This is a genomic window from Pseudomonas guariconensis (assembly GCF_040822035.1).
Taxonomy (GTDB): Bacteria; Pseudomonadota; Gammaproteobacteria; order Pseudomonadales; family Pseudomonadaceae; genus Aquipseudomonas; species Aquipseudomonas guariconensis.
The window spans coordinates 92,521-114,601 of sequence record NZ_CP162012.1 but is presented as its reverse complement, the minus strand read 5'-3'; the positions used below and the strand labels follow the sequence as shown (position 1 = coordinate 114,601).

Genomic DNA, 22,081 nt, shown 5'->3' with positions numbered 1-22,081 from the left:
TGATGACGAAATAAATGCTAAGAACAACTATGGGAAAAGGCTAAAATGCGCGACCCCGGCTAACCGCTGACCCAAATTCCATGCGCCCCACAAGGTTCGCTCAGTGATCGAGTTTCAACATGTCCACAAGACCTACCGCGTCGCCGGTAGGGATATCCCCGCCCTGAACCCGACCAGCCTGACCATTGAAAATGGCCAGGTGTTCGGCCTGATCGGGCATTCCGGCGCCGGCAAGAGCACCTTACTGCGCCTGATCAACCGCCTGGAGGCCCCAAGCGGCGGCAAGATCATCGTCGACGGTGAAGATGTCACCGCCTTCGACGCCAACCAGCTGCGCCGCTTCCGCCAGCAGGTCGGGATGATCTTCCAGCACTTCAACCTGCTGGCCTCCAAGACCGTCGCCGACAACGTCGCGCTGCCATTGACCTTGGCTGGCGAGCTGTCGCGTAGCGAGATCGACAAGCGTGTGACCGAACTGCTGGCTCGCGTCGGGCTGTCGGACCACGCCAAGAAGTACCCCGCCCAGCTTTCCGGTGGCCAGAAGCAGCGCGTGGGTATCGCCCGTGCCTTGTCCACCAACCCCAAGATCCTCCTGTGCGACGAGGCCACCAGCGCTCTGGATCCGCAAACCACGGCCCAGGTGCTGCAGTTGCTGGCCGAGATCAACCGTGAGCTGAAGCTGACCATCGTGCTGATCACCCACGAAATGGACGTGATCCGCCGGGTCTGCGACCGCGTGGCAGTGATGGATGCCGGGCAGATCGTCGAGCAAGGCGCGGTGGCCGATGTGTTCCTGCATCCGCAGCACCCGACCACCAAGCGCTTCGTCCAGGAAGATGAGCAGGTGGACGAAAGCGAGCAGCGCGATGACTTCGCCCACGTACCAGGGCGTATCGTGCGCCTGACCTTCCAGGGCGATGCCACCTACGCACCGCTTCTGGGCACCGTGGCCCGGGAGACTGGCGTTGACTACAGCATCCTGGCCGGACGTATCGACCGTATCAAGGACGTCCCCTATGGACAGCTCACGCTCGCCGTCACTGGCGGCGACATGGAAGCGGCGTTCGCCCGCTTCAAGGCTGCTGATGTTCATATGGAGGTACTGCGTTGATGGACGCTCTTAATTTCTTCGCCAACGTCGACTGGGCCGAAATCTGGCTGGCCAGCATCGACACCATGATCATGTTGTTCGGCTCGCTGTTCTTCACCGTGCTGCTGGGCTTGCCCCTGGGCGTGCTGCTGTTCCTCTGCGGACCGCGGCAGATGTTCGAACAAAAAGGCGTTTATGCGCTGCTATCGCTGGTGGTCAACGTGTTGCGCTCGCTGCCGTTCATCATCCTGCTCATCGTCATGATCCCGATCACCGTGCTGATCACCGGCACTTCGCTGGGTGTCGCCGGTGCAATCCCGCCGCTGGTGGTGGGTGCGACGCCATTCTTCGCACGCTTGGTGGAAACCGCCCTGCGTGAAGTAGACCGGGGCATCATCGAGGCCACCCAGTCGATGGGCGCCACCACCCGCCAGATCATCACCAATGCCCTGCTGCCCGAAGCCCGGCCAGGCATCTTCGCCGCCATCACCGTCACTGCCATCACCCTGGTGTCCTATACCGCCATGGCCGGCGTGGTCGGTGCCGGCGGTCTGGGCGACCTGGCCATCCGCTTCGGCTACCAGCGTTTCCAGACCGATGTGATGGTGGTCACCGTGATCCTGCTGCTGATCCTGGTTCAAGTTCTGCAAAGTGTCGGCGACAAACTGGTCGTGCATTTTTCCCGTAAGTAACCCCAATGGGGTCGGCCTGGCCGACCCGTTCGGGGGCCGTCGCGGCCCTCACAAGGAGTGATCAATGAAGAAGCTGCTTGCTGTCGTCGCCGCTGTCGCGGCCTTCTCGGCCAACGCCGAGTCCCTCACCGTCGCGGCCACCCCGGTTCCGCATGCCGAGATCCTCAACTTCGTGAAGCCGCAACTGGCCAAGGAAGGGGTGGAGCTGAAGGTGAAGGAATTCACCGACTACATCCAGCCGAACGTGCAAGTGGCCGAAAAGCGCCTGGACGCCAACTTCTTCCAGCACCAGCCGTACCTGGATGAGTTCAACAAGGCCAAGGGCACGAATCTGGTCAGCGTCGCCGGCGTACACCTGGAGCCGCTGGGCGCCTACTCGAGCAAGCTCAAGAAGCTCGACGAACTGCCGTCCGGCGCCACTGTGGTCATCCCCAACGATGCCACCAACGGTGGCCGCGCCCTGTTGCTGCTGGACAAGGCCGGTGTGATCAAGCTCAAGGACAACAAGAACATCCTCTCGACCGTCAAGGACATCACCGGCAACGACAAGGGCCTGAAGTTCCGCGAGCTGGAGGCGGCCACCATCCCACGCGTGCTGACCCAGGTCGACCTGGCGCTGATCAACACCAACTACGCGCTGGAGGCCAAACTCAACCCTGAGAAGGACGCCCTGGTCATCGAAGGCAGCGATTCGCCCTACGTGAACATCCTGGTTGCCCGTCCGGACAACAAGGACGCCGACGCCATCAAGAAACTGGCTGCCGCCCTGCATTCGCCCGAGGTGAAGCAGTTCATCACCGAGAAGTACAAAGGTGCGGTGATTCCGGCGTTCTAAGCCGTCTGCGCGCTGAATGTTTCGCGGGTAAACCCGCTCCCACAGAGACGCCACAGGCCAAAGCGCCGCGGTGAACCTGGGGGAGCGGGTTTACCCGCGAAGCTTTTCAGCCGCGGGTTCAGTCCCGCTTGACCAACCCTGGCAGCTGCGCCACCAGCTTCTGGTTGTTCATCGGCGCACGGATGAAACCACGCTGGCGACCATCCGGGCCGACCACCGCCAGGTTGCCGCTGTGATCGACCGTATATCCAGGCTTGCTGGTATCAGCCGGAATGAACGGAATGCTTAGCCCATTGGCCAGCGCCTGGGTATCTTCGATCGACCCCGTCAACCCCACGAAGTCCTTGTCGAAATAGCCCAGGTACTGCTTGAGCTGGTTCGGTGTGTCCCGGTTCGGGTCCACGCTCACCAACACCACTTGCAAGCGCTCCAGCGCCTCCTTGGGCAACTCGCTCTTGACCTGACGCAACTGGGCCAGGGTAGTCGGGCAGATGTCGGGGCAGTAGGTGTAGCCGAAGAACAGCAGCGACCACTTGCCCTTGAGCTGATCCAGCGCCACGGGCCGGCCGTCCTGGTCGGTCATGGTCACGTCCGGCACGGTGCGGCTCTGGGGTAGCAGAATGATGCCGGCGTCGATCAGCTCGGCCGGGTTCGCCTCGCTGCGACCATTGAGCACCTTGTTGACGGTCAGGCCGAGGATCAAGGCGACGACGGCGACGAGGATGAAGACGGTTTTCTGGGTTCGGGTCATAGGTTCGGCAACAGGTAGTGGTCCAAAAGCAGTGCGATGAACAGCAGGAACAAGTACCCGATAGAGTACTTGAAGGTCTTGATCGCAGCGTGCGGCCTGGTGCCACGGTACAACACCCAGGCCCAGTGGAGAAAGCGCAGGCCCAGGGCCAAGGCACAGATCAAGTAGAGCGGGCCGCTCATGTGGATGACGTATGGCAGCAGGCTCACCGCCAGCAGCACCAGGGTATAGAGCAGAATGTGCAGCTTGGTGTAGCGCTCGCCGTGGGTCACCGGCAGCATGGGGATGTCCGCCTTGGCGTACTCCTGCTTGCGGTGGATGGCCAGGGCCCAGAAGTGCGGCGGGGTCCAGGCGAAAATGATCAGCACCAGCAGCAACGGCTCGGCGCTCACATGCCCACTGACCGCCACCCAGCCCAGCAACGGCGGCGTTGCACCCGCCAGGCCACCGATGACGATATTCTGCGGCGTGGCGCGCTTGAGAAACCCGGTGTAGATCACCGCATAGCCCAGCAACGAGGCGAGGGTGAGCCAGGCGGTGACGGCGTTGGTGAAGACCAGCAGCACGGCCATACCCGCCAGCGACAAGGCCAGTGCGAAGCCCAGCGCCGGCAAGGGCGCGACCCGGCCGTCAGCCAGCGGTCGCTTGTGGGTACGGGCCATCAGTGCATCGATGCGCCGGTCCACCACATGGTTGACCACCGCCGCGCCCCCGGCGCAGAGGGCTATGCCTAGGTTGCCGAACAACAGGATGGACCAAGGCACCCCGGCCCGGGTGGCCAAGAACATTCCCGCCAGCGAGGTGATCAGCATCAGGAGCACCACCTTGGGCTTGGTCAGCTCCAGGTAGTCGCGCCACCCGGCTCGCGCCGGGCGTTCACTCAGAAGCGTCGCCACGCGTCAGCCCTCGTGTGCACGGTGCCACCTGCACTGGTGACCGGTGTGAGTCGCCAGCCATGGCCAACACGGACCTTGTCCACCACGCGAATCCGGTAATTCACCAGCACCATGCTCAGCAGCAACAGAGCACCGCCCGCGTTGTGCGCAACGGCCACCCCCAACGGCAGATGGAACAGTACGTTGCTGATACCCAGGCTGACCTGCACGCCCAGCACCAGCAGCACCAGACGAGCCAGCCCGGTGAGACCGTTGCGGTGCAGCTTCCAGCTCAACATTAGCAACACCGCAACGACCATCAGCGCGCCGAGCCGGTGACTGATGTGAATGGCGGTGCGGGCATCACTGTCCAGTTGTCCACCGAGGTAGTTGGGTCCCACGTGCTGGGTCAGGTGAAAGCCGTTGCTGAAGTCCGCCGCCGGCCACCATTGACCGTGGCAGGTGGGCAGATCGATGCAGGCCACTGCGGCATAGTTGGCACTGACCCAGCCCCCCAAGGCGATCTGCCCGATCACCACCAGCAGCGCCAGCGCCGCCACCCGACGCAGGCTCAAAGGCAGCTTGGGCAACGGCGCAAACGCGCGAGATAGACGCAGCGATAGCAGGAACAGCAGACTGAGCGTGGTGAAGCCGCCCAGCAAATGGGCAGTGACCACCTGCGGCCATAGCTTGAGCGTGACAGTCCACATGCCGAACGCCGCCTGGGCGAGCACCACCCCTAGCAACAGCACCGGCAGGCGGTACGGCTGGCCGTCCCGGGCATGACGGCGCACCGCCTGGAAGGCCAGCAGCGCGATCACCGTCGCCAGTGTGCCGGCAAAGTAGCGGTGGACCATCTCGGCCCAGCCCTTGGCCTCCTCCACCGGATGGTCCGGGAAGCGCAGCTCGGCGTGTGCCAGTTGGGCTTCGGTCTTGGGCACGCCAATGAAGCCGTAGCAGCCAGGCCAGTCGGGACAACCCAGGCCAGCGTGGGTCAGGCGGGTATAAGCACCGAGCAGCACGACCAGCAGCGCCAGCACGGTGGCAAACACAGCAAGGCGGTATCCGGGTCTGGCCATGGCGGCCTCCTAGCCGATGTTGGACAGCTTGAGCAGATGGCGCAGGTCGTCGAGCACCTGTTTACCGTTGACCTTGGCGTCGTAGCGCAGCACCAGGTTGCCGTGGGGATCGACAATCCACAGCTGCGGACCGGGTACATCGACCTTCTGGCCATAACGCTGGGTATCCAGCGGGTAACGTTGCAATTGCGGGTATTCACGCTCGAGCGTGCCCTGGAATTCGCCGGGCAATGGCTGGGCGGCGGCCAGGGCATGGCTGGCGCGGCTTGCATCGCGGCCCAGGCCAATCTGGATCTGCCGGGCCAGATAGACCAGTCGCTGGCAATCCTCGATGCAGGTAGCCGGGGCGCTGACCAGCAATTGCCAGCGTGCCTCTTGGGCATCGATGCCGATATCCGCGCGGCTTTGGCCGTTGCCGATCATCTCGCCGTGGTAGCTGCGCCCCTCTGGCACCCAGAACTGCAGCTTGTACATGCTGGTGGCCAGGATCATTGGGCCCAACACCACCAACAGGATCAGGATCAGCTGCAAACGCCCGCGGCTTCTGGGTTTGCCACGTTCAGGCACGTCCAGTGGACTCGTTACGCCGCCCATGGGGGTTCTCCTTTTTGTCATGCCAGCCGAAGTAGAGGTAAAGCAGCACCAGCGCCGTGGCCAGGGCGAACCACTGCACGGCGTAGCCCAGGTGTTTTTCCGGACCCAAGGTGACCACCGGCCAGTCCAGCCGGTAGCTGGCCGGGCCGTGTTCCAGACGCAGTTCATGGGCAAAACCCTCACGGCCGAGCTGTTGCCACAGTTGGGCAGGGTCGACGGCGGTCAGTAGATGTGGCCACTGGCCGCCGACCGGGTCTGGGTGCAGCTGGAAGGTGGCGCCCGGCGCGACATAGACCCAGGCCTCGAGCGCCAAGGCTTGGGCAGGTGTCTCGAAACGGACCGGCTCGCGACGATCCGGCCATGGCAGCCAGCCCCGGTTGACCAGCAGCCACAGGCCGCTGGCCTGGTCATGAAACGGTTGCAGCACCTCCACACCCGCCCGGCCGTCGCGAATGCTGTTGTCCAGCAGTAGGCTGTGTTCACCATCGAAGCGGCCATACAGGTGCACGCGACGATAGGCCGGGTTGGCCACCTGTGGCAGTTGGCCGCCGGCCAGGGGCGCCTCGATCCTGCGTTCGGCGAAGGTTGCCAGCAGTGCACGTTTTTCATCGGCACGGCCCAGTTGCCAACAGCCGAGCGCGATCAGGCCCGGCAGCAGCGCGAGCACCACCAAGGTTGGTACCAGGCCTGGGCGAAACGGCTTCACCGTGTCCTCGCCAGGTCGATCGCTATACTTGATTTCATCACCGCATCCCCCCGGAGTTTCGCCATGCTCAAGGCCGCGATTGTCCTGATGCTGTTGGCCACCATTGCCAGCCTGTTCAGCGGGCTGGTGTTCCTGGTCAAGGACGACGAACACTCGACCCGCTTGCTCAAAGCCCTGACCGTGCGAGTCACCCTGGCCACCCTGACCATCGCCCTGGTGGCCTGGGGCCTGATCAGCGGCCAACTGGTCTCCCACGCCCCCTTCTAAGTTTTCACCCGCTCCCATCTGGTCCGTCGGAGTTCTCTAAAGGCAGTTGCCCTCAGTTCAGAGCACGTACACGAAGATGAACAACCCGACCCACACCACATCGACAAAGTGCCAGTACCAGCTCGCCGCCTCGAAACCAAAGTGCTTGTCCGGATCGAAATGCCCGCGTAGCACGCGGCAGAACATCACGATCAGGATCAGCGTGCCCAAGGTCACGTGGGCACCGTGGAAGCCGGTGAGCATGAAGAAGGTCGCGCCGTAGATCCCTGAACCCAGCGTCAAGCCCAGTTCGGTATAGGCCTCGTGGTACTCGAAGGCCTGCAACGCCAGGAACGACAAGCCCAGCAGGATGGTCAGCCCCAGCCACAGCTTGAGCGGCCCACGATGGTTCTTGCGCAGGGCATGGTGGGCGATGGTGATGGTCACGCTGGAGCTCACCAGCAAGATGGTGTTGATCAGCGGCAGGTGCCACGGATCGATGATTTCCTTCGGTGGCGGAAACAGCTTCGGATCCGGTGTATGCAACAACGGCCAGGCAAACTCGAACGTTGGCCACAGCATATGGGCGATGCCCTTGTGTCCCTCGCCGCCGAGCCAGGGGCCGGCCAGAACTCGCACGTAGAACAGCGCGCCGAAGAACGCCAGGAAGAACATCACCTCCGAGAAGATGAACCAGCTCATGCCCCAGCGGAACGAGCGGTCCATCTGCGCGCTATAGAGCCCGGCGTGGCTTTCCTTGACCACCGCACCGAACCAGCCGAACAGCATGTAGGCCAGAAACAGCGCGCCGACGAAGAAGATCAGTGGCCCATGGGACTCGGGGTGACCGGCCTTGAGATCGTTGAACCAGGTCCCCAGGCCGAACACGGTGATGAACATCCCGATGGTCGCGATGATCGGCCACTTGCTCTGCGCCGGGACGTAATAGTGCTCATGACTTGCCATTGCTGTTCTCCTTCCCTTAGCGGGCGCCCTGGACGTCCTGGGCCGCGACATGAGCGACCGGTGGGTGGCGAGCGGTGATGTCGAACAAGGTGTAGGCCAGTGTCAGGTGCTTCACATTGGCCGGCAGGTCGCGATCGACGATGAACCGCACGGGCATCTCGATGCGCTCACCGGGTTGCAGCACCTGCTGGGTGAAGCAGAAGCACTCGGTCTTGTGGAAATACGCCGCGGCCTCGGCCGGGGTGATGCTGGGTATGGCTTGGGCACTCATGGGCCGGTCGGTGGGGTTGCGGGCGATGAAAATCATCTGGTTGACCGCGCCCGGGTTGACCTCCAGCTGGTCGGCGGTGGAATAGAAGTCCCAGACCATGTCGCTGGCGTTGGTGGACATGAACTGCACCCGCACCGTGCGCGACGGGTCACTCACCTGGCTGCCCTCGTATTGCCCGCCGGTCTTGCCATTGATGCCGAAGGCCTTGCACATCACGTCGTAGATGGGCACCAGGGCAAAACCAAAGGCGAACATCAGCACCGCCAGCATCAAGAGGCGCGTGACCAGGCGTCTGAGCGAAAGGCCGTTCATGCCCGGCGCCTCACTTCACATCCGGTGGTGTCTGGAAGGTGTGGTAAGGCGCCGGCGAAGGCACCGTCCACTCCAGGCCATCGGCGCCATCCCAAGGCTTGGCCGGTGCCGGCGCGCCGCCGCGGATGCACTTGATGACGATGAACAGGAACAGGATCTGCGTGGCACCGAAGGTGAAGGCCCCGATCGACGACACCATGTTGAAGTCGGCGAACTGCAGGTTGTAATCCGGAATACGCCGAGGCATGCCGGCCAGCCCCACGAAGTGCATCGGGAAGAAGGCCAGGTTCATGCCCACGAACGAAAGCCAGAAATGCAGCTTGGCCAGGGTTTCGTCGTACATGTGTCCGGTCCATTTCGGCAGCCAGTAGTAGGCCGAGGCGAAGATGCCGAAGATCGCCCCCGGCACCAGCACGTAGTGGAAGTGGGCCACGACGAAGTAGGTGTCGTGATACTGGAAGTCCGCCGGGGCGATGGCCAGCATCAGCCCGGAGAACCCACCGATGGTGAACAGGATGACGAACGCGATGGCGAACAGCATCGGCGCCTCGAAGGTCAGTGCACCCTGCCACATGGTGCTGACCCAGTTGAACACCTTCACCCCCGTGGGCACGGCGATGAGCATGGTGGCGTACATGAAGAACAGCTCGCCAACCACCGGAATTCCGACCACAAACATGTGGTGGGCCCAAACAATGAACGACAGGAAGGCGATCGCGCCAGTGGCATAGACCATCGAGGTGTAGCCGAACAGCGGCTTGCGCGAAAAGGCCGGAATGATCGAGCTGACCGCACCGAAGGCCGGCAGGATCATGATGTACACCTCAGGATGCCCGAAGAACCAGAACACGTGCTGGAACAACACCGGGTCGCCCCCGCCGGCAGCGCTGAAGAAGCTTGTGCCGAAGTGGATGTCCATCAGCATCATGGTTACCACGCCAGCCAGCACCGGCATCACCGCTATCAGCAGGAAAGCGGTGATCAGCCAGGTCCAGACGAACAGCGGCATCTTCATGAGCGTCATGCCCGGGGCACGCAAGTTGAGGATGGTGGCGATCACGTTGATCGCGCCCATGATCGAGCTGATCCCCATCAGGTGGATGGCGAAGATGAAGAACGTCACGCTGGCCGGCGCGTAGGTGGTGGACAGCGGGGCATAGAAAGTCCAGCCGAAGTTGGGGCCTCCGCCTGGGCTGAACAGGGTCGAGACCAGCAGCAGGAAGGCCGCTGGCAACAGCCAGAAGCTGAAGTTGTTCATCCGCGGCAAGGCCATGTCCGGCGCGCCGATCATCAGTGGAATCATCCAGTTGGCCAGGCCGACGAAGGCCGGCATCACCGCGCCGAACACCATGATCAGGCCGTGCATGGTGGTCATCTGGTTGAAGAACGCCGGTTCCACGATCTGCAGCCCCGGCTGGAACAGCTCGGCGCGGATCACCATGGCAAAGGAGCCACCGAGCAGGAACATGGTGAAGGCGAACCACAGGTACATCGTGCCGATGTCCTTGTGGTTGGTGGTCAGCACCCAGCGCATCAGGCCCTTGGCCGGGCCGTGGGCGTGGTCATGGCCGTGGGCGTGGTCGTCGATCACTGCACTCATGTCCTGTCTCCTGCAATCCATTGATTGCCGCGAGTTACCCGGTTCATTGCGCGTCTGCCTGCTTGAGCGCCAGCACGTCTTTCGGCGTGACCATGTCACCTTTGTTGTTGCCCCAGGCGTTGCGCTCGTAGGTCACCACGGCGGCGATGTCGACTTCCGAAAGCTGCTTGCCGAACGCAGCCATGGCGGTACCGGGACGGCCGTGGAACACAATGTTCAGGTGTTCTTCCTTAGGCCCTGTGGCGACCTTCGAGCCCTTGAGCGCTGGGAACATCGGCGGCAGGCCCTGGCCCTCGGCCTGGTGACAGGACACGCAGGTGGTGTGGTAGACCTTGTCGCCGCGCTCGACCAATTCCTCAAGCGTCCACTCCTTGCTGGTCAGCTCCTTGAGCTTGGCAGCCTCGGCTTTTCGCTCGCCCAGCCAGGCGTCGTAGTCGGCCTTGGACTTGACCTCGACCACCACCGGCATGAAGCCATGGTCCTTGCCGCACAGTTCGGTGCACTGGCCGCGGTAGATGCCGGGTTTCTCGATGCGCGTCCAGGCCTCGTTGACGAAGCCCGGAATGGCGTCACGCTTGACCGCGAAGGCCGGCACCCACCAGGAGTGGATGACATCGGCGGCAGTCACCAGGAACCGCACCTTGGCCCCGACCGGCAGCACCAGCGGCTGGTCGACTTCCAGCAGGTAATGCTCGTCCTTGGGCGCCTTGTTGTGGATCTGGTCAGTGGGCGTGGCCAAGTTGCTGAAGAACTCTACGTCCTGCCCTAGGTACTTGTAGTGCCACTTCCATTGGTAGCCGGTGACCTGGATGTCGAGGTCCGACTCGCTGGCGTCATAGATGTCGATCAGGGTCTTGGTGGCCGGGATGGCCATGGCAACGAGAATCAGGAAGGGAACGACGGTCCAGAGGATCTCGACCCAGGTGTGCTCGTGGAAATGCGCAGGCTCCTGGCCGGTGGAGCGGCGGTGGATGACCATCGACCAGAACATCGCGCCGAACACCACGATGCCGATGACCACGCAGATCCAGAAAATGGTCATGTGCAGGTCGAACACGGCGTTGGAAACTTCCGTCGCTCCCGGTGCCATGTTCACGGTCCAGGCGGCTTGTGCCTGGCCAAACACCAACCACAACAGGAGGCCCATCCAGACATGTGGATGTCGCATCATTGCGGGTTCCCCTTATCGTTCTTGTTGTCCCGGAGGCGTGGACGACCGTACGGCTAAGGAGGGGATGGCGGCCAAGACTGCCTGGCTTCGACGACCGAGCCCCTGCAAATGGCAGTCGGGCCTCATCAACGAATCACGTTCAACCCGAGTATAGACAGCGACCAATGGCACGCAACGAAGGCCATGAAAACAACTTCACCGATTGACGTAATCGCTTGAAAGGCTTGCAGTTACAGGGATAGAGCAAAATGGTGGCATATTGATATAACCACGCAAACAGACGTGCCTCGGGGTTATAACAAATGCGTCTTAGGCATTCTGGTAAGCGAGCTAACTTAGTGTCTTCCGTTTGTAACGCCTTGTCCCTGGAGTTGTCATGAACATCGCTGCTGTCCGCGAGCAGATCACCCACGCCCACCAACACGAGGGCCAGACCGGCCAACTGAAACAGCGCCTGGAACAACAACTGCCGCATCTGCATCCATCGATCCAACTGCCTGAGCAGGATGCCCAGGGTACTCTGGCGCGCTTCGTCAGCGCCTACATCGATCAGGTTCCGGAGCTGCTGGAGGCCGCCCATGAGGTGGCCCGCGAAGCCGGGATCGAGTCGCAGATCAAGCCGGTGCTGAAAATCGCCGAAGCCTACTTCCTGCAACCGCCCAGCGTCATGCAAGGCCACGTCGGCCTGGATTGCCTGCTGGACGAAGCCTACCTGGCCCATCGCCTGGTCGAAGAGGTCAATGACCTGTACATCCGTCACTTCCAGCAGCCGCTGATCCCGGTGGACACCACCGTGGCCAACCTGATCGCCCATCAGTTGATCGGCGAAACCTTCGCCAACCAGTTGGATGAAGTGGTGCACCACTCGGTGGACGAAATGCTCGACGACGAGAGTTTTGCCGTGGAGTCGGTCGAGACTTACCGGGAGAAACTGTGCAGCCCCGAAACCGGCGCGGCCTGGAAGCGCTGGCCCTGCCTGTCCCGCCAGCTGGGCGTGGAGCTCGGCCAGCCGGTCTGATCCACCTGACGCATGGGCGGGTTTACCCGCGAACGGGCCGCAAAGCGGCCCCTTTTGTGTCAGGCCCCAACACCCGCCGTCGTGCGCAGGCGCCCCTCGATACGCCGCTTGAGCCTGCGCTGCTCGAGCACCAAGCGAGACCCCTTGGCCGCATTGCTGCGCCCCCAGTCTTCGAGCAGTTCAAGGCAGGAGTGGTCGATATAGCTCAGGTTGCCCAACGGCACGTGCAGCGTGGTCCCTTGCGGCACGCGCTCCAGCACCTGGGTCAGCGCCGGTACTTTGAGGAACGTCGCCGCGCCGCTCAGGCGAAGCTCCATGTGCCCGGGTTGCGCCAGGGTGACCAGGCCGATCTTCAGCCGCGCCGCCTTGAGCGCCAGCTTGAGCAGGGTCAGGGCAAAGCCCAGCAGCACGCCAGTCAGCAAGTCGGTGAAGATGATCGCCAGCGCCGTCGCGGCATAGGTGAACATCGGCATGCGGCCATAGCGGCCCAGCCCCCGGAATGCCTTGAAGTCCACCAGTTTGATACCGGTGTACACCAGCACACCCGCCAGGCTGGCCACCGGGATCTGCTGCAGCACACTGCTAAGCGCCACCACGAAGGCCAGCAGCCACAGGCCATGGAAAATCGCCGACCAGCGGGTCTGCGCACCGGCCTGGACATTGGCCGAGCTGCGCACGATGACCCCGGTCATCGGCAGCGCACCGAGCACGCCGCACAACATGTTGCCCAGCCCCTGCGCCGACAGTTCCCGATCGAAGTCCGAGCGCTGGCCGCTGTGCATGCGGTCCACCGCAGCGGCGGACAGCAGGGTTTCGGCACTGGCGATGAAGGCCAATGCGAAGGCCGCGACCAGCAGGGAAGGGTCGGCCAGCTTGAGCAGATCATCCGGGCGCAGCCAGTCGATGGCTTCGGACAAATCCGCCGGCACCTGCACCCGGTTCACCGGCAGGGCCAGCCACAGGCTGACAGCGGTCATCGCCGCGACGCCCAACAGCGCGCCAGGTACAAAGCGTAGGCGCTGCGGCCGCCACCGTTCCCATGCCCACATCAAAGCAATGGTGCCCAGGCCTAGGGCACCGGCCTGCCAGCCATTGCCCGCGCGCTCCAAGGGCAGCGCCGAGGCCAGTGTTGCCGGGAAGCCCAGCAGGTTTTCCACACCCGAGGGCTGTGGCGCGCTGTCGAACATCACGTGCACTTGGGACAGCACGATCAGCACACCGATACCCGCGAGCATCCCATACACCACCGCAGGCGCCGTGACCCGGAACCAGCAGCCCAGGCGCAGGCGTCCTGCCACCAACTGCAACAGCCCCGCCAGCAACAGGATAGGCCCCAGCATGGCCATGCCATGCTGGCGCACCAGCTCGAACACCAGCACCGCCAGGCCTGCCGCCGGCCCACTGACCTGCAGGGGCGAGCCGGCCAAAAAGCCCACTACGATGCCGCCGATGATGCCGGTGATCAGGCCCTTGGCAGGTGGCATGCCAGAAGCGATCGCGATGCCCATGCACAGGGGCAGCGCCACCAGGAAGACCACCACCGAGGCCAACAACTCTCGCGGCAATGCCGCTTTGATCTGTGTCTTGTTCACCATGAAGCTCCTTTCTCAAGTTTGGCGGCCACTCCAAGGCCGCAGGCACGGGGAACCCTGACACGCGCGCAGGCGCGGGCCGCCAGCAAGCCGGCAGGTCTGTCAGGGAAATTCAAGGCAGCCGACAGCCAGGCCACACCCCGCAGGGGTGCGACCGGCTATCAAGAACAACGCAGGTGTTCGGGTCGCTTAGTAGCGGCCTCTCGGTGTAGCGCAGGGGATTGGCTCACCGGCAGTGAGCGGCAGGAAGCTGTCGGAAGCGGCGTCGTAGGCTTCGATCTGGCTGGTCTCGATGTCGTAGACCCAGCCATGGATGAACAGCTGGCCGGCTGCCAGGCGCGAGGCGACCGAAGGATGGGTGCGCAGGTGATGCAACTGGGCGATGACGTTTTCCTTGGTCAGCACCTGCATGCTTTCGTGCTCGCTGCCGCAGGAGCAGTTGTCCTCGACCACGGTACGGGCCACTTCGGCATGCCGCAGCCAGGCCTTGACCGTGGGCATCTTCTCCAGCGAGTTGGGGTTGAGCACCGCACGCATGGCGCCGCAGTCGGAATGACCACAGACAATGATGTGGTGCACGCCCAGGGCCATCACGGCGTATTCGATGGCGGTGGAAACACCACCGTTCATTTGACCATAAGGCGGAACGACGTTGCCGACGTTACGGGTCACGAACAGATCGCCCGGCGAGCTTTGAGTGATCAGCTCCGGAACGATGCGTGAGTCGGCACAAGTGATGAACATCGCGCGTGGCTTCTGCGCGGTGGCGAGCTTCTTGAACAGCTCTTGCTGCTCGGGGAAGACGTCATGGTGAAAACGCAGGAAGCCGTCGACGATATGCTTCAGGGCAGCATCGGCGCTTTCGGCAGGTGCAGCCGGGACGACCTTGTTTGGGTCCTTGACGGGCATGATTCATCCTCTTGGCGGTTGTAGGTAAGGTCCATTTTACCGGGGAAAGATTCTGGCTATGCAGGGCGTTAGATGACACGCACAGGCGATAAATCACAATCTCTTGTCGACTTACGCTACGGGAGAAAACTTAACTGAAACTGAATTCGGAGGCTCTAGAACGGGCGTTCTAGCTTCATGAGGCGGGACGTCGATAGTAGCAAAAAAATATCAATCGCCACTACTCCTGAATAAAAATCTCAGCTTGCATGAGCCAGGCTGAGGATGGCCATGGGACCGCACCTCAAAACAACGCCATCTGCCCACCCGGTGGGCAAAAGGCCGTGCAATCGAGCGCCTGCGCCTCGCGCCCCTCGAACCCCAGCCGCTTTGCCGCCTTGCGAAACCGCTGCGCCAGTAATTCAGCGAACACCCCCTCGCCACGCATGCGCGTCCCGAACCGGCTGTCGTACAGCTCGCCCCCGCGGCTCTGGCGAATCAGGCTCAATACGTGGGCGGCACGTTGCGGGTAGTGATCCTGCAGCCACTGCTCGAACAACGGCGCCACCTCCAACGGCAGGCGCAACATCATGTAGGCCGCGCTCTGGGCGCCGGCATCCTTCGCCGCCTCCAGCAGGTGTTCCAGCTCGCTGTCGTTGACCATGGGAATCATCGGCGAGCACAGCATCCCCACCGGCACCCCTGCCTCACGCAGGACGCGGATCGCCCGCAGACGTGCCTTGGGCGCCGCCGCTCTCGGCTCGAGGATGCGCTTGAGCGTGTCGTCGAGCGTGGTAAGGCTGATCATCACCCGCGCCAGGCGCTGGCTGGCCAGCTCGGCCAGCAGGTCAAGGTCACGCAGCACCAATGCTCCCTTGGTGACGATGGTCACCGGATGGCGATAGCGCAGCAGCACCTGAAGCAGGCGCCGGGTCAATTGCTGCTCCCGTTCGATGGGTTGATAGGGGTCGGTGTTGGAACCCAGGTTGATGGGGGCGCAGACATAGCCTGGCTTGCTCAGCTGTTGCTCGAGCACCTCGGCGGCGTTGGTCTTGGCGATCAGCTTGGTCTCGAAATCCAGGCCAGGGGAGAGGTCCCAGTAGGCATGGCTGGGTCGGGCGTAGCAGTAAATGCAGCCATGCTCGCAACCCCGGTAGGGGTTGATCGAGCGGTCGAAGGGCAGATCGGGCGAGGTGTTGCGGGTGATGATGGTCTTGGCGGTCTCGATGCGGATCTCGGTGCCTTGGGTCGCCGGCACGTCCTGGTACCAGCCATCGTCTTCCACAGTCGAATGGCTGGGAGAAAAACGATTGAGTGGATTGTGGGTCGTGCCTCGACCTTTTTGCGGCGCTGGGGAATACATCGCAGGCTCCAAATTACTGTATCCATGTACAGTACATCTGGATGATCATCCGTTCTAGCGCCTTACGTCAGCCAGTGCGCCTCATTCGAGACCGTACCAGTCCAACAGTGCCTCGATCTGCATAGGTCGTCCCAGAAACTCCTCGCATCCTTCGGGCATCGGCTTGGCATTGGCCCAGTTGGCGAATGCCGCCCGGAAGCGCTTACCCGCCCTGTTGTCGAACAACCCCCATTTTTCGAAGTGGGTGAATACGTCGATGGCATGTGCTTCGCCCCAGACGTAGCTGTAATAACCCGCCTCGTAACCGGCCACCAGATAGTCGAACGCGTGCGCCGGCTTCTCGAAGCTCGCCAGAGGCCAGCAGCCGCAACGTTCGCGGCATTCAGACAGGCGCTGCTGGATGGACTTGCCGTCGCCGGGCGAGCTGTGCAGCTCCAGATCGAACAGCGCCATGCTCACGTCGAAGGCGCACTTCTCCAACTGCGCCTCGCGCAGGTTGGCCAGGGCCGCCTGAGCCTGCGCCAGCGTGAGCGGCTCACCGGTCAGGTAATGGCTGGAGATGTCCGCCAGGTACTGCGCGTTCCACAGCCAACGCTCAAGAAATTTGCCGAAGAACTCCTGGCTATCCGAGCCTGCCCGGTTTGGATCGGACAGCAAATGGTTGGTGGCGGGCATCAGCAGGATGTGCAGCCCGTGGCCGAACTCGTGGAACAGTTTGCGCAGGGCCAGATGATCGAGCAGGGCTGGCTCGCCCCCCAAGCCTGGCTCGCCGTCGCTGACCACCATTACCGAAGCGCCATGCGTCCGGCCCTGTTCGTCCCGACGCCGATGGCGCACGGCAATAGTGTGAGCTCCGTCTTGCTTGCCTGGGTGCATCAGGACATCCAGATACAGCATGCCGACTTCCACGCCTTCCTGGTGCACGGTGAAGCTGCGCACGCTGGGATGCCACGCCGAGACAGAGCAGGGCGCAAGCGTCAGGTCGAAGACCCGCTCGGCCAGATCGACCAAGGCTTGCACCACCTTGTCCAGCGTGAAGTAGCCGCGCAGCGCTTCATTGCTCATGGCCTGCTTGCGGGCTCGCAGGTACCGGACGTCCCATGGTTGGACTGCATCCAAATCATGCTGCGCAGCCAGGCCCTGAAGCGCGGTGCGCGCTTTGAGCATGGCGGGCCGCAGCTTCTGCGCCAGCGTCTGGAGCAACTGATGAACAGGCTCGACGCTGCCTGCGGCCTTGCCCTGCAAGATCAGCTGCGCGTAGCTGGTGTTTCCGATCAGTTGCCCTTTCTGCTCCCGCAGAAGCGCCAGCTGCTGCAGGCGGTTGCCATTGTCTTGCTGTTCATCCGAATGAACACCCCGGGAGTGGTAGGCCGTATAGACAGCCTCGCGCAGACGCCGATCATCGGCGAATTCGAGAATGGCCTTGGCGTTGCGTTCATTGCAGAGAATCTGCCAGCCCTCCAGGCCGGCATCCTTGGCTTGCCGGGCCATCAGGTCGCGCAAGCGCTGGGGCACCCCTTGCAGGCGCGCCTCATCCTCGATCTGAATACTCGATCGTTCACTCGTTTCATCGAGCGTCTGATAGAAGCCCCCGATCTGTTCGTTGATGTCATCCTCCAGCTGCGCCAACGTGGCGTTTTGCTGCGCATCCAGATGTACACCGGCCAAGCGGTACTCCAGAAGGATCCTGCGCAGCGTGGCCTTTTCATAGACATCCAGGCTGGACTCATCCGTGGCCAGGCGTTGATAGAGGGCGTGCAGGGGCTTGTTTCTGCGGTTTTCCATGAACAGGCGCTGCGCTCGACGATAGCCTTCGCCAAATGCCGCATGCCAGGCCTCACCTTTGTTGGCCAGGGGCAAGGTCGCAAAGACGGTCGCCTGCAGATCGGCTATGACGTTGTCCATCGCCAACACCAACCCATCCCAGCTGGGCTGTTTTTGCTGACCTTCCAGCACTTGCGACAGACCGGTTTCATAGGCTCCGGCCACGGTGTCGAGGGCCGACTTAACATGCTCGAGCGTCACGCTGTCGTAATCGATGGGCGCACGATTGTCGTTCAGTAGGGGATTGCGGGCTTGCATGGGAGGTTCCTGCTCGGTTGATGATCAACGCGAGCATGGAACGCAAGGCCCTGCGCAGGTGGCTGCATAACTACCACCTGCCTGGGCAGGCACGCACCACCGGGCCTTGGCCCAGCGGTGCGACGGCCTCATTCGGCCGGTTTCTTCAGCTTAGGATTGGGGAAGAACTGCACGGTCTGCACCTTGGCCGGCGCGGCCTTGGGCGCCAAGTGGTTGACCCGGGTGCCCAGCTCGGTCGGCACCGACAGGCCCTGCTCGTTCAGGGTGTCGGTGAAACCGCAGGCTACGCACTCGCGGTGCGGCACACCGTCTTCATTCCACATCATCAGCTTGTCGGGCTCGCTGCACGCCGGGCAGACCGCCCCGGCGATGAAGCGCTTCTTGGTTTTGCTCACAGGAACCTCGCTCATGCCGCCGCATCCTCGGTCAGGCCACTATGGCGCAGCAGCGCATCGATGGAGGGCTCGCGGCCACGGAAGTCGACGAACAGCACCATCGGCTCGCGGGAGCCGCCACGGGCCAGGATTGCTTCGCGGAAGGCGCGGCCGGTCTCGGCATTGAACACGCCTTCTTCCTCGAAGCGCGAGAAGGCATCCGCCGAAAGCACTTCTGCCCACTTGTAGCTGTAATAACCGGCCGCGTAACCACCCGCGAAGATGTGGGCGAAGCTGTTCGGGAAGCGGTTGTACGCCGGCGGGCGCATCACCGACACCTCGTCGCGCACACCTTCGAGCACCTGCAGCACGCTGCGCCCATCGCCATGGTTGGCGTGCAGTTCGAAGTCGAACAGCGAAAACTCCAGCTGACGCACCATCATCATGCCCGACTGGAAGTTCTTGGCCGCCAGCATCTTGTCCAGCAGGTCCTGAGGCAGAGGCTCGCCGGTCTCGTAGTGGCCGGAGATCAGCGCCAGGCCTTCAGGCTCCCAGCACCAGTTCTCCATGAACTGGCTCGGCAGCTCCACGGCATCCCAGGCCACACCATTGATGCCGGAGACGCCCGCATGCTCGATGCGGGTGAGCAGGTGGTGCAGGCCATGGCCGAACTCATGGAACAGGGTGGTGACTTCGTCGTGGGTCAACAGCGCCGGCTTGCCAGGCGCGGCCGGGGTAAAGTTGCACACCAGGTTCGCCACCGGGCTCTGCAGGCTGCCGGCGGCAGTACGGCGACGGTCGCGAGCGCCGTCCATCCAGGCACCGCCACGCTTGTTGGCGCGGGCGTACAGGTCGAAGAAGAAGCGGCCCACGTGCTGGCCGTTTTCCTTGATCTCGAACAGGCGTACGTCCGGATGCCAGGTGTCGAAGCCCTTGAGCTCGGCAATCTCGATGCCGTACAGGCGCTGCACGATGGTGAACAGGCCCGAAAGCACCCTGTCGATCGGGAAGTAGGCGCGCAGGGCCTCCTGGGAGACGCTGTAGCGCTGCTCGCGCAGCTTCTCGCCGTAATAGCCGGCGTCCCAGCTCGAAAGCTCCTGGCAGCCCTGCTCGGCGGCGTAGGCCTTGAGCTGCTCCAGATCCTGAGCGGCGAACGGTTTGCTGCGTTTGGCCAGATCGCGCAGGAAGCTCAGCACCTGGTCGCTGGACTCGGCCATCTTGGTGGCCAGGCTCAGCTCGGCGTAGTTCTTGTAGCCCAGAAGCTCAGCGAGCTCCTGGCGCAGGTCGAGGATTTCGCTCATCACCGGGCCATTGTCGAACTGGCCGGCGTTCGGGCCTTGATCGGAGGCGCGGGTGCAGTAGGCGGCGTAGAGTTCTTCGCGCAAGGCGCGGTCATTGGCGTAGGTCATCACCGCGTAGTAGCTGGGGAACTCCAGGGTGATCAACCAACCGTCCAGGCCCTTGGCCTGGGCAGCGGCGGCCATCTGCGCCTTGGCCGAGTCGGTCAGGCCGGCGAGCTGCGCTTCGTCGGTGACGTGTTTGGTCCAGGCCTGGGTGGCGTCCAGCAATTGGTTGGAGAAGCGGCTGCCCAGCTCGCTCAGGCGGCTTTGCACCTCGGCGTAGCGCTGCTGCTTGTCGGCCGGCAGGTCGATACCCGACAGACGGAAGTCCCGCAGGGCGTGGTCGATGATGGTCTTCTGCGCCACATCAAAGCCCGCGGCTTCGGGGCTCTTGGCCAGGGCTTCATACGCTTCGAACAGGGCGCGGTTCTGCCCCAGCTCGGTGGAATAGGCGCTCAGCGCAGGCAAGCAGGACTCGTAGGCCTCACGCAGTTCCTTGCTGTTGCACACCGCATTGAGGTGGCTGACCGGGCTCCAGGCGGCGCCCAGGCGGTCGTTAAGCTCGTCCATCGCCAGCACCAGGCCGGCCCAGGTCGGGTTCTGGCCTTGCTGTTCAAGGATCTGGGCAATGGCTTTTCGGTTATCGGCCAGGATCTGCTCGATCGCCGGCAGCACGTGTTCGGCACGGATCGCCGAGAAGGGCGGCAGATCGTAGGACTGCAGAAGCGGGTTGTTCGCACTCACGGTTTAGATACCTTGGCAGGAGGAAACACGGGACCATCTTAATTACAATCGACGCCGACCGCAGCAGGCAGCCCGCCTATCGGCATTCAAGAGGGGCGCTATCATGGCCATCCGACGCTTTGCACAACACACTCCGAAAGTTGGACCCAGGGTTTTCATCGATCGTTCGGCGGTGGTGCTGGGCGACGTGGAGATCGGCGAGGACAGCTCGGTCTGGCCGCTGACCGTCATTCGCGGCGACATGCACCGCATCCGCATCGGCGCACGCACCAGCGTGCAGGACGCCAGCGTGCTGCACATTACCCACGCCGGCCCCTTCAACCCTGACGGTTTTCCACTGCTGATCGGCGACGATGTGACGATCGGTCACAAAGTGATGCTGCATGGCTGTACCCTTGGCAACCGCATCCTGGTCGGCATGGGCTGCACGATCATGGATGGCGCGGTGGTAGAGGACGAAGTGATCATCGGTGCTGGCAGCCTGGTCCCCCCCGGCAAACGCCTGGAGAGCGGCTACCTGTACGTCGGCAGCCCGGCCAAGCAAGCCCGCCCGCTGACCGACAAGGAACGGGCGTTCTTTACCTACAGCGCCGCCAATTACGTCAAGCTCAAAGACCAGCACCTGGCCGAAGGCTACGACCGGCCCGAATGACCGTCTTCGCGACTAACCGCGCCACAAGCCCTACGACTGACCTTGTGGGAGCGGGTCTACCCGCGAACAACGCCACGCAGCATTCAAGTGGAACCCTTTGTACATGCACCAGCAGAACATTCTCTTCGACCTCGACGGCACCCTGACCGACCCACGCCTGGGCATCACCCGTTCGATCCAGTACGCCCTGGCCAAGCTGGGCATCGACGAGCCGGACCTGACCCGCCTCGAACACTTCATCGGCCCACCTTTACTGCAAGCCTTCATGCAGTTCTATGGCTTCGACGAAGCCAAAGCCTGGGAGGCGGTGAACTTCTATCGTGAGCGCTTCCGTGTCACGGGCCTGTACGAGAACCTGGTGTTCGACGGCGTGCCAGAACTGCTCGAAACCCTCAACAGCCAAGGCCGCACGCTTTACATCGCCACCTCCAAGCCCTGGGAGTTCGCCCGGGAGATCGCCCGGCACTTTGCCTTCGACCACCACTTCAAGGTGATCTACGGCAGCGAACTGGATGGCACCCGCACCAACAAGGTCGAGCTGATTCGCCACCTGCTGGACGAAGAAGGGCTGGACCCGGCCCAGACGCTGATGATCGGGGACCGCAAGCACGACCTGATCGGTGCGCGCAGCAACGGCTTGCAGGCGGTGGCGGTGGGGTATGGCTTCGGCAGCCGTGAAGAGCTCACAGCCGAAGCGCCGGCATTTCATTTCGAGACCCTGGCGCAGATGCACCAGGCATTCGTCGGTCATTAAGTGCAGGGGGCGGCTGCTGTTGCAGCCCGTTCGCAGGCTCCTACAGGGCAGCGGTGACCCTTGTAGAAGCCTGCAAAGGGCGCAAG

General features: G+C 62.9%; 22 protein-coding genes. 7 read left to right on the top strand and 15 right to left on the bottom strand.

What is annotated here, in order from left to right:
- The first annotated feature begins 103 nt into the window (after positions 1 to 103).
- The 3 genes from AB1N67_RS00540 (at position 104) to AB1N67_RS00530 (ending at position 2,617) form a co-directional block, all read left to right on the top strand.
- Positions 104 to 1,111 (top strand): methionine ABC transporter ATP-binding protein, encoded by a 1,008-nt coding sequence (locus tag AB1N67_RS00540; RefSeq protein WP_043207700.1) that lies wholly within the window; start codon positions 104 to 106, stop codon positions 1,109 to 1,111.
- Positions 1,111 to 1,782 carry a methionine ABC transporter permease gene (locus AB1N67_RS00535; RefSeq protein ID WP_043207697.1) on the top strand — a complete coding sequence of 224 codons (672 nt, stop codon included), beginning with the start codon at positions 1,111 to 1,113 and terminating at the stop codon, positions 1,780 to 1,782. Before AB1N67_RS00540 ends, AB1N67_RS00535 begins: the two co-directional genes overlap by 1 nt.
- Positions 1,783 to 1,846: 64 nt before the next feature.
- Positions 1,847 to 2,617: a MetQ/NlpA family ABC transporter substrate-binding protein gene (locus AB1N67_RS00530; RefSeq protein WP_043207694.1), complete on the top strand. Its 771-nt coding sequence runs from the start codon at positions 1,847 to 1,849 to the stop codon at positions 2,615 to 2,617.
- A 118-nt stretch (positions 2,618 to 2,735) separates the two neighbouring features.
- On the opposite strand, the gene AB1N67_RS00525 is transcribed toward AB1N67_RS00530, so the two are convergent.
- The 5 genes from AB1N67_RS00525 to AB1N67_RS00505 are packed head-to-tail and all read right to left on the bottom strand — an operon-like array spanning position 2,736 to position 6,622.
- Positions 2,736 to 3,368 (bottom strand): SCO family protein, encoded by a 633-nt coding sequence (locus AB1N67_RS00525; protein WP_070575736.1) that lies wholly within the window; start codon positions 3,366 to 3,368, stop codon positions 2,736 to 2,738.
- A complete protein-coding gene (cyoE, locus tag AB1N67_RS00520) occupies positions 3,365 to 4,264 on the bottom strand; it encodes a heme o synthase (RefSeq protein ID WP_367863470.1) in 900 nt (299 codons plus the stop codon). The genes AB1N67_RS00525 and cyoE overlap by 4 nt, the downstream gene beginning before the upstream one ends.
- The gene (locus AB1N67_RS00515) at positions 4,249 to 5,322 is read right to left on the bottom strand and encodes a heme A synthase (RefSeq protein ID WP_090344084.1); all 1,074 of its coding nucleotides are present in this window, start codon (positions 5,320 to 5,322) and stop codon (positions 4,249 to 4,251) included. Before AB1N67_RS00515 ends, cyoE begins: the two co-directional genes overlap by 16 nt.
- A gap of 9 nt (positions 5,323 to 5,331) precedes the next feature.
- Positions 5,332 to 5,916: a hypothetical protein gene (locus AB1N67_RS00510; protein ID WP_102082105.1), complete on the bottom strand. Its 585-nt coding sequence runs from the start codon at positions 5,914 to 5,916 to the stop codon at positions 5,332 to 5,334.
- Entirely contained in the window at positions 5,882 to 6,622 is a 741-nt protein-coding gene (locus AB1N67_RS00505; protein ID WP_367863469.1) for an SURF1 family protein, read from the bottom strand. The genes AB1N67_RS00510 and AB1N67_RS00505 overlap by 35 nt, the downstream gene beginning before the upstream one ends.
- Before the next feature lie 63 nt (positions 6,623 to 6,685).
- On the opposite strand from AB1N67_RS00505, the gene AB1N67_RS00500 reads away from it, so the two are divergent.
- On the top strand, positions 6,686 to 6,889 hold the full coding sequence (locus tag AB1N67_RS00500; RefSeq protein WP_043207682.1) for a twin transmembrane helix small protein: 204 nt from the start codon (positions 6,686 to 6,688) through the stop codon (positions 6,887 to 6,889).
- Positions 6,890 to 6,946: 57 nt separating this feature from the next.
- Here the strand turns inward: AB1N67_RS00500 and AB1N67_RS00495 are convergent, their stop codons facing one another.
- Genes AB1N67_RS00495 through coxB form a run of 4 tightly spaced genes read right to left on the bottom strand, consistent with a single transcriptional unit; the run spans position 6,947 to position 11,188 of the window.
- A complete protein-coding gene (locus tag AB1N67_RS00495; RefSeq protein WP_043207681.1) occupies positions 6,947 to 7,834 on the bottom strand; it encodes a cytochrome c oxidase subunit 3 in 888 nt (295 codons plus the stop codon).
- Between the two features lie 16 nt (positions 7,835 to 7,850).
- A complete protein-coding gene (locus AB1N67_RS00490) occupies positions 7,851 to 8,417 on the bottom strand; it encodes a cytochrome c oxidase assembly protein (protein WP_070575720.1) in 567 nt (188 codons plus the stop codon).
- Between the two features lie 10 nt (positions 8,418 to 8,427).
- On the bottom strand, positions 8,428 to 10,017 hold the full coding sequence (gene ctaD, locus AB1N67_RS00485) for a cytochrome c oxidase subunit I (RefSeq protein ID WP_043207679.1): 1,590 nt from the start codon (positions 10,015 to 10,017) through the stop codon (positions 8,428 to 8,430).
- 43 nt (positions 10,018 to 10,060) lie between these two features.
- The gene (coxB, locus tag AB1N67_RS00480; protein ID WP_043207676.1) at positions 10,061 to 11,188 is read right to left on the bottom strand and encodes a cytochrome c oxidase subunit II; all 1,128 of its coding nucleotides are present in this window, start codon (positions 11,186 to 11,188) and stop codon (positions 10,061 to 10,063) included.
- A 376-nt stretch (positions 11,189 to 11,564) separates the two neighbouring features.
- On the opposite strand from coxB, the gene AB1N67_RS00475 reads away from it, so the two are divergent.
- The gene (locus AB1N67_RS00475; RefSeq protein ID WP_043207674.1) at positions 11,565 to 12,206 is read left to right on the top strand and encodes a hypothetical protein; all 642 of its coding nucleotides are present in this window, start codon (positions 11,565 to 11,567) and stop codon (positions 12,204 to 12,206) included.
- Between the two features lie 59 nt (positions 12,207 to 12,265).
- Here the strand turns inward: AB1N67_RS00475 and AB1N67_RS00470 are convergent, their stop codons facing one another.
- The 6 genes from AB1N67_RS00470 to prlC form a co-directional block, all read right to left on the bottom strand.
- On the bottom strand, positions 12,266 to 13,801 hold the full coding sequence (locus tag AB1N67_RS00470; protein WP_367863468.1) for a SulP family inorganic anion transporter: 1,536 nt from the start codon (positions 13,799 to 13,801) through the stop codon (positions 12,266 to 12,268).
- 186 nt (positions 13,802 to 13,987) lie between these two features.
- Positions 13,988 to 14,707: a carbonic anhydrase gene (locus AB1N67_RS00465; RefSeq protein ID WP_043207671.1), complete on the bottom strand. Its 720-nt coding sequence runs from the start codon at positions 14,705 to 14,707 to the stop codon at positions 13,988 to 13,990.
- Positions 14,708 to 14,990: 283 nt separating this feature from the next.
- Positions 14,991 to 16,049, bottom strand: a complete 1,059-nt coding sequence (locus AB1N67_RS00460) for a PA0069 family radical SAM protein (protein WP_367863467.1) — start codon at positions 16,047 to 16,049, stop codon at positions 14,991 to 14,993.
- An 81-nt stretch (positions 16,050 to 16,130) separates the two neighbouring features.
- Positions 16,131 to 18,131, bottom strand: coding sequence for a M3 family metallopeptidase (locus AB1N67_RS00455; protein WP_367863466.1), 2,001 nt, complete (start codon positions 18,129 to 18,131; stop codon positions 16,131 to 16,133).
- 128 nt (positions 18,132 to 18,259) lie between these two features.
- The gene (locus AB1N67_RS00450; protein WP_043207663.1) at positions 18,260 to 18,541 is read right to left on the bottom strand and encodes a YheV family putative zinc ribbon protein; all 282 of its coding nucleotides are present in this window, start codon (positions 18,539 to 18,541) and stop codon (positions 18,260 to 18,262) included.
- On the bottom strand, positions 18,538 to 20,589 hold the full coding sequence (gene prlC / locus AB1N67_RS00445; protein ID WP_250034257.1) for an oligopeptidase A: 2,052 nt from the start codon (positions 20,587 to 20,589) through the stop codon (positions 18,538 to 18,540). Before prlC ends, AB1N67_RS00450 begins: the two co-directional genes overlap by 4 nt.
- A 103-nt stretch (positions 20,590 to 20,692) precedes the next feature.
- Between prlC and AB1N67_RS00440 the strand changes: the two genes are divergently transcribed.
- Both AB1N67_RS00440 and AB1N67_RS00435 read left to right on the top strand, forming a co-directional pair.
- Positions 20,693 to 21,241 (top strand): gamma carbonic anhydrase family protein, encoded by a 549-nt coding sequence (locus AB1N67_RS00440; protein WP_043207659.1) that lies wholly within the window; start codon positions 20,693 to 20,695, stop codon positions 21,239 to 21,241.
- 103 nt (positions 21,242 to 21,344) lie between these two features.
- Positions 21,345 to 21,995 (top strand): HAD family hydrolase, encoded by a 651-nt coding sequence (locus AB1N67_RS00435; protein WP_043207657.1) that lies wholly within the window; start codon positions 21,345 to 21,347, stop codon positions 21,993 to 21,995.
- The last annotated feature ends 86 nt before the right edge of the window (positions 21,996 to 22,081 follow it).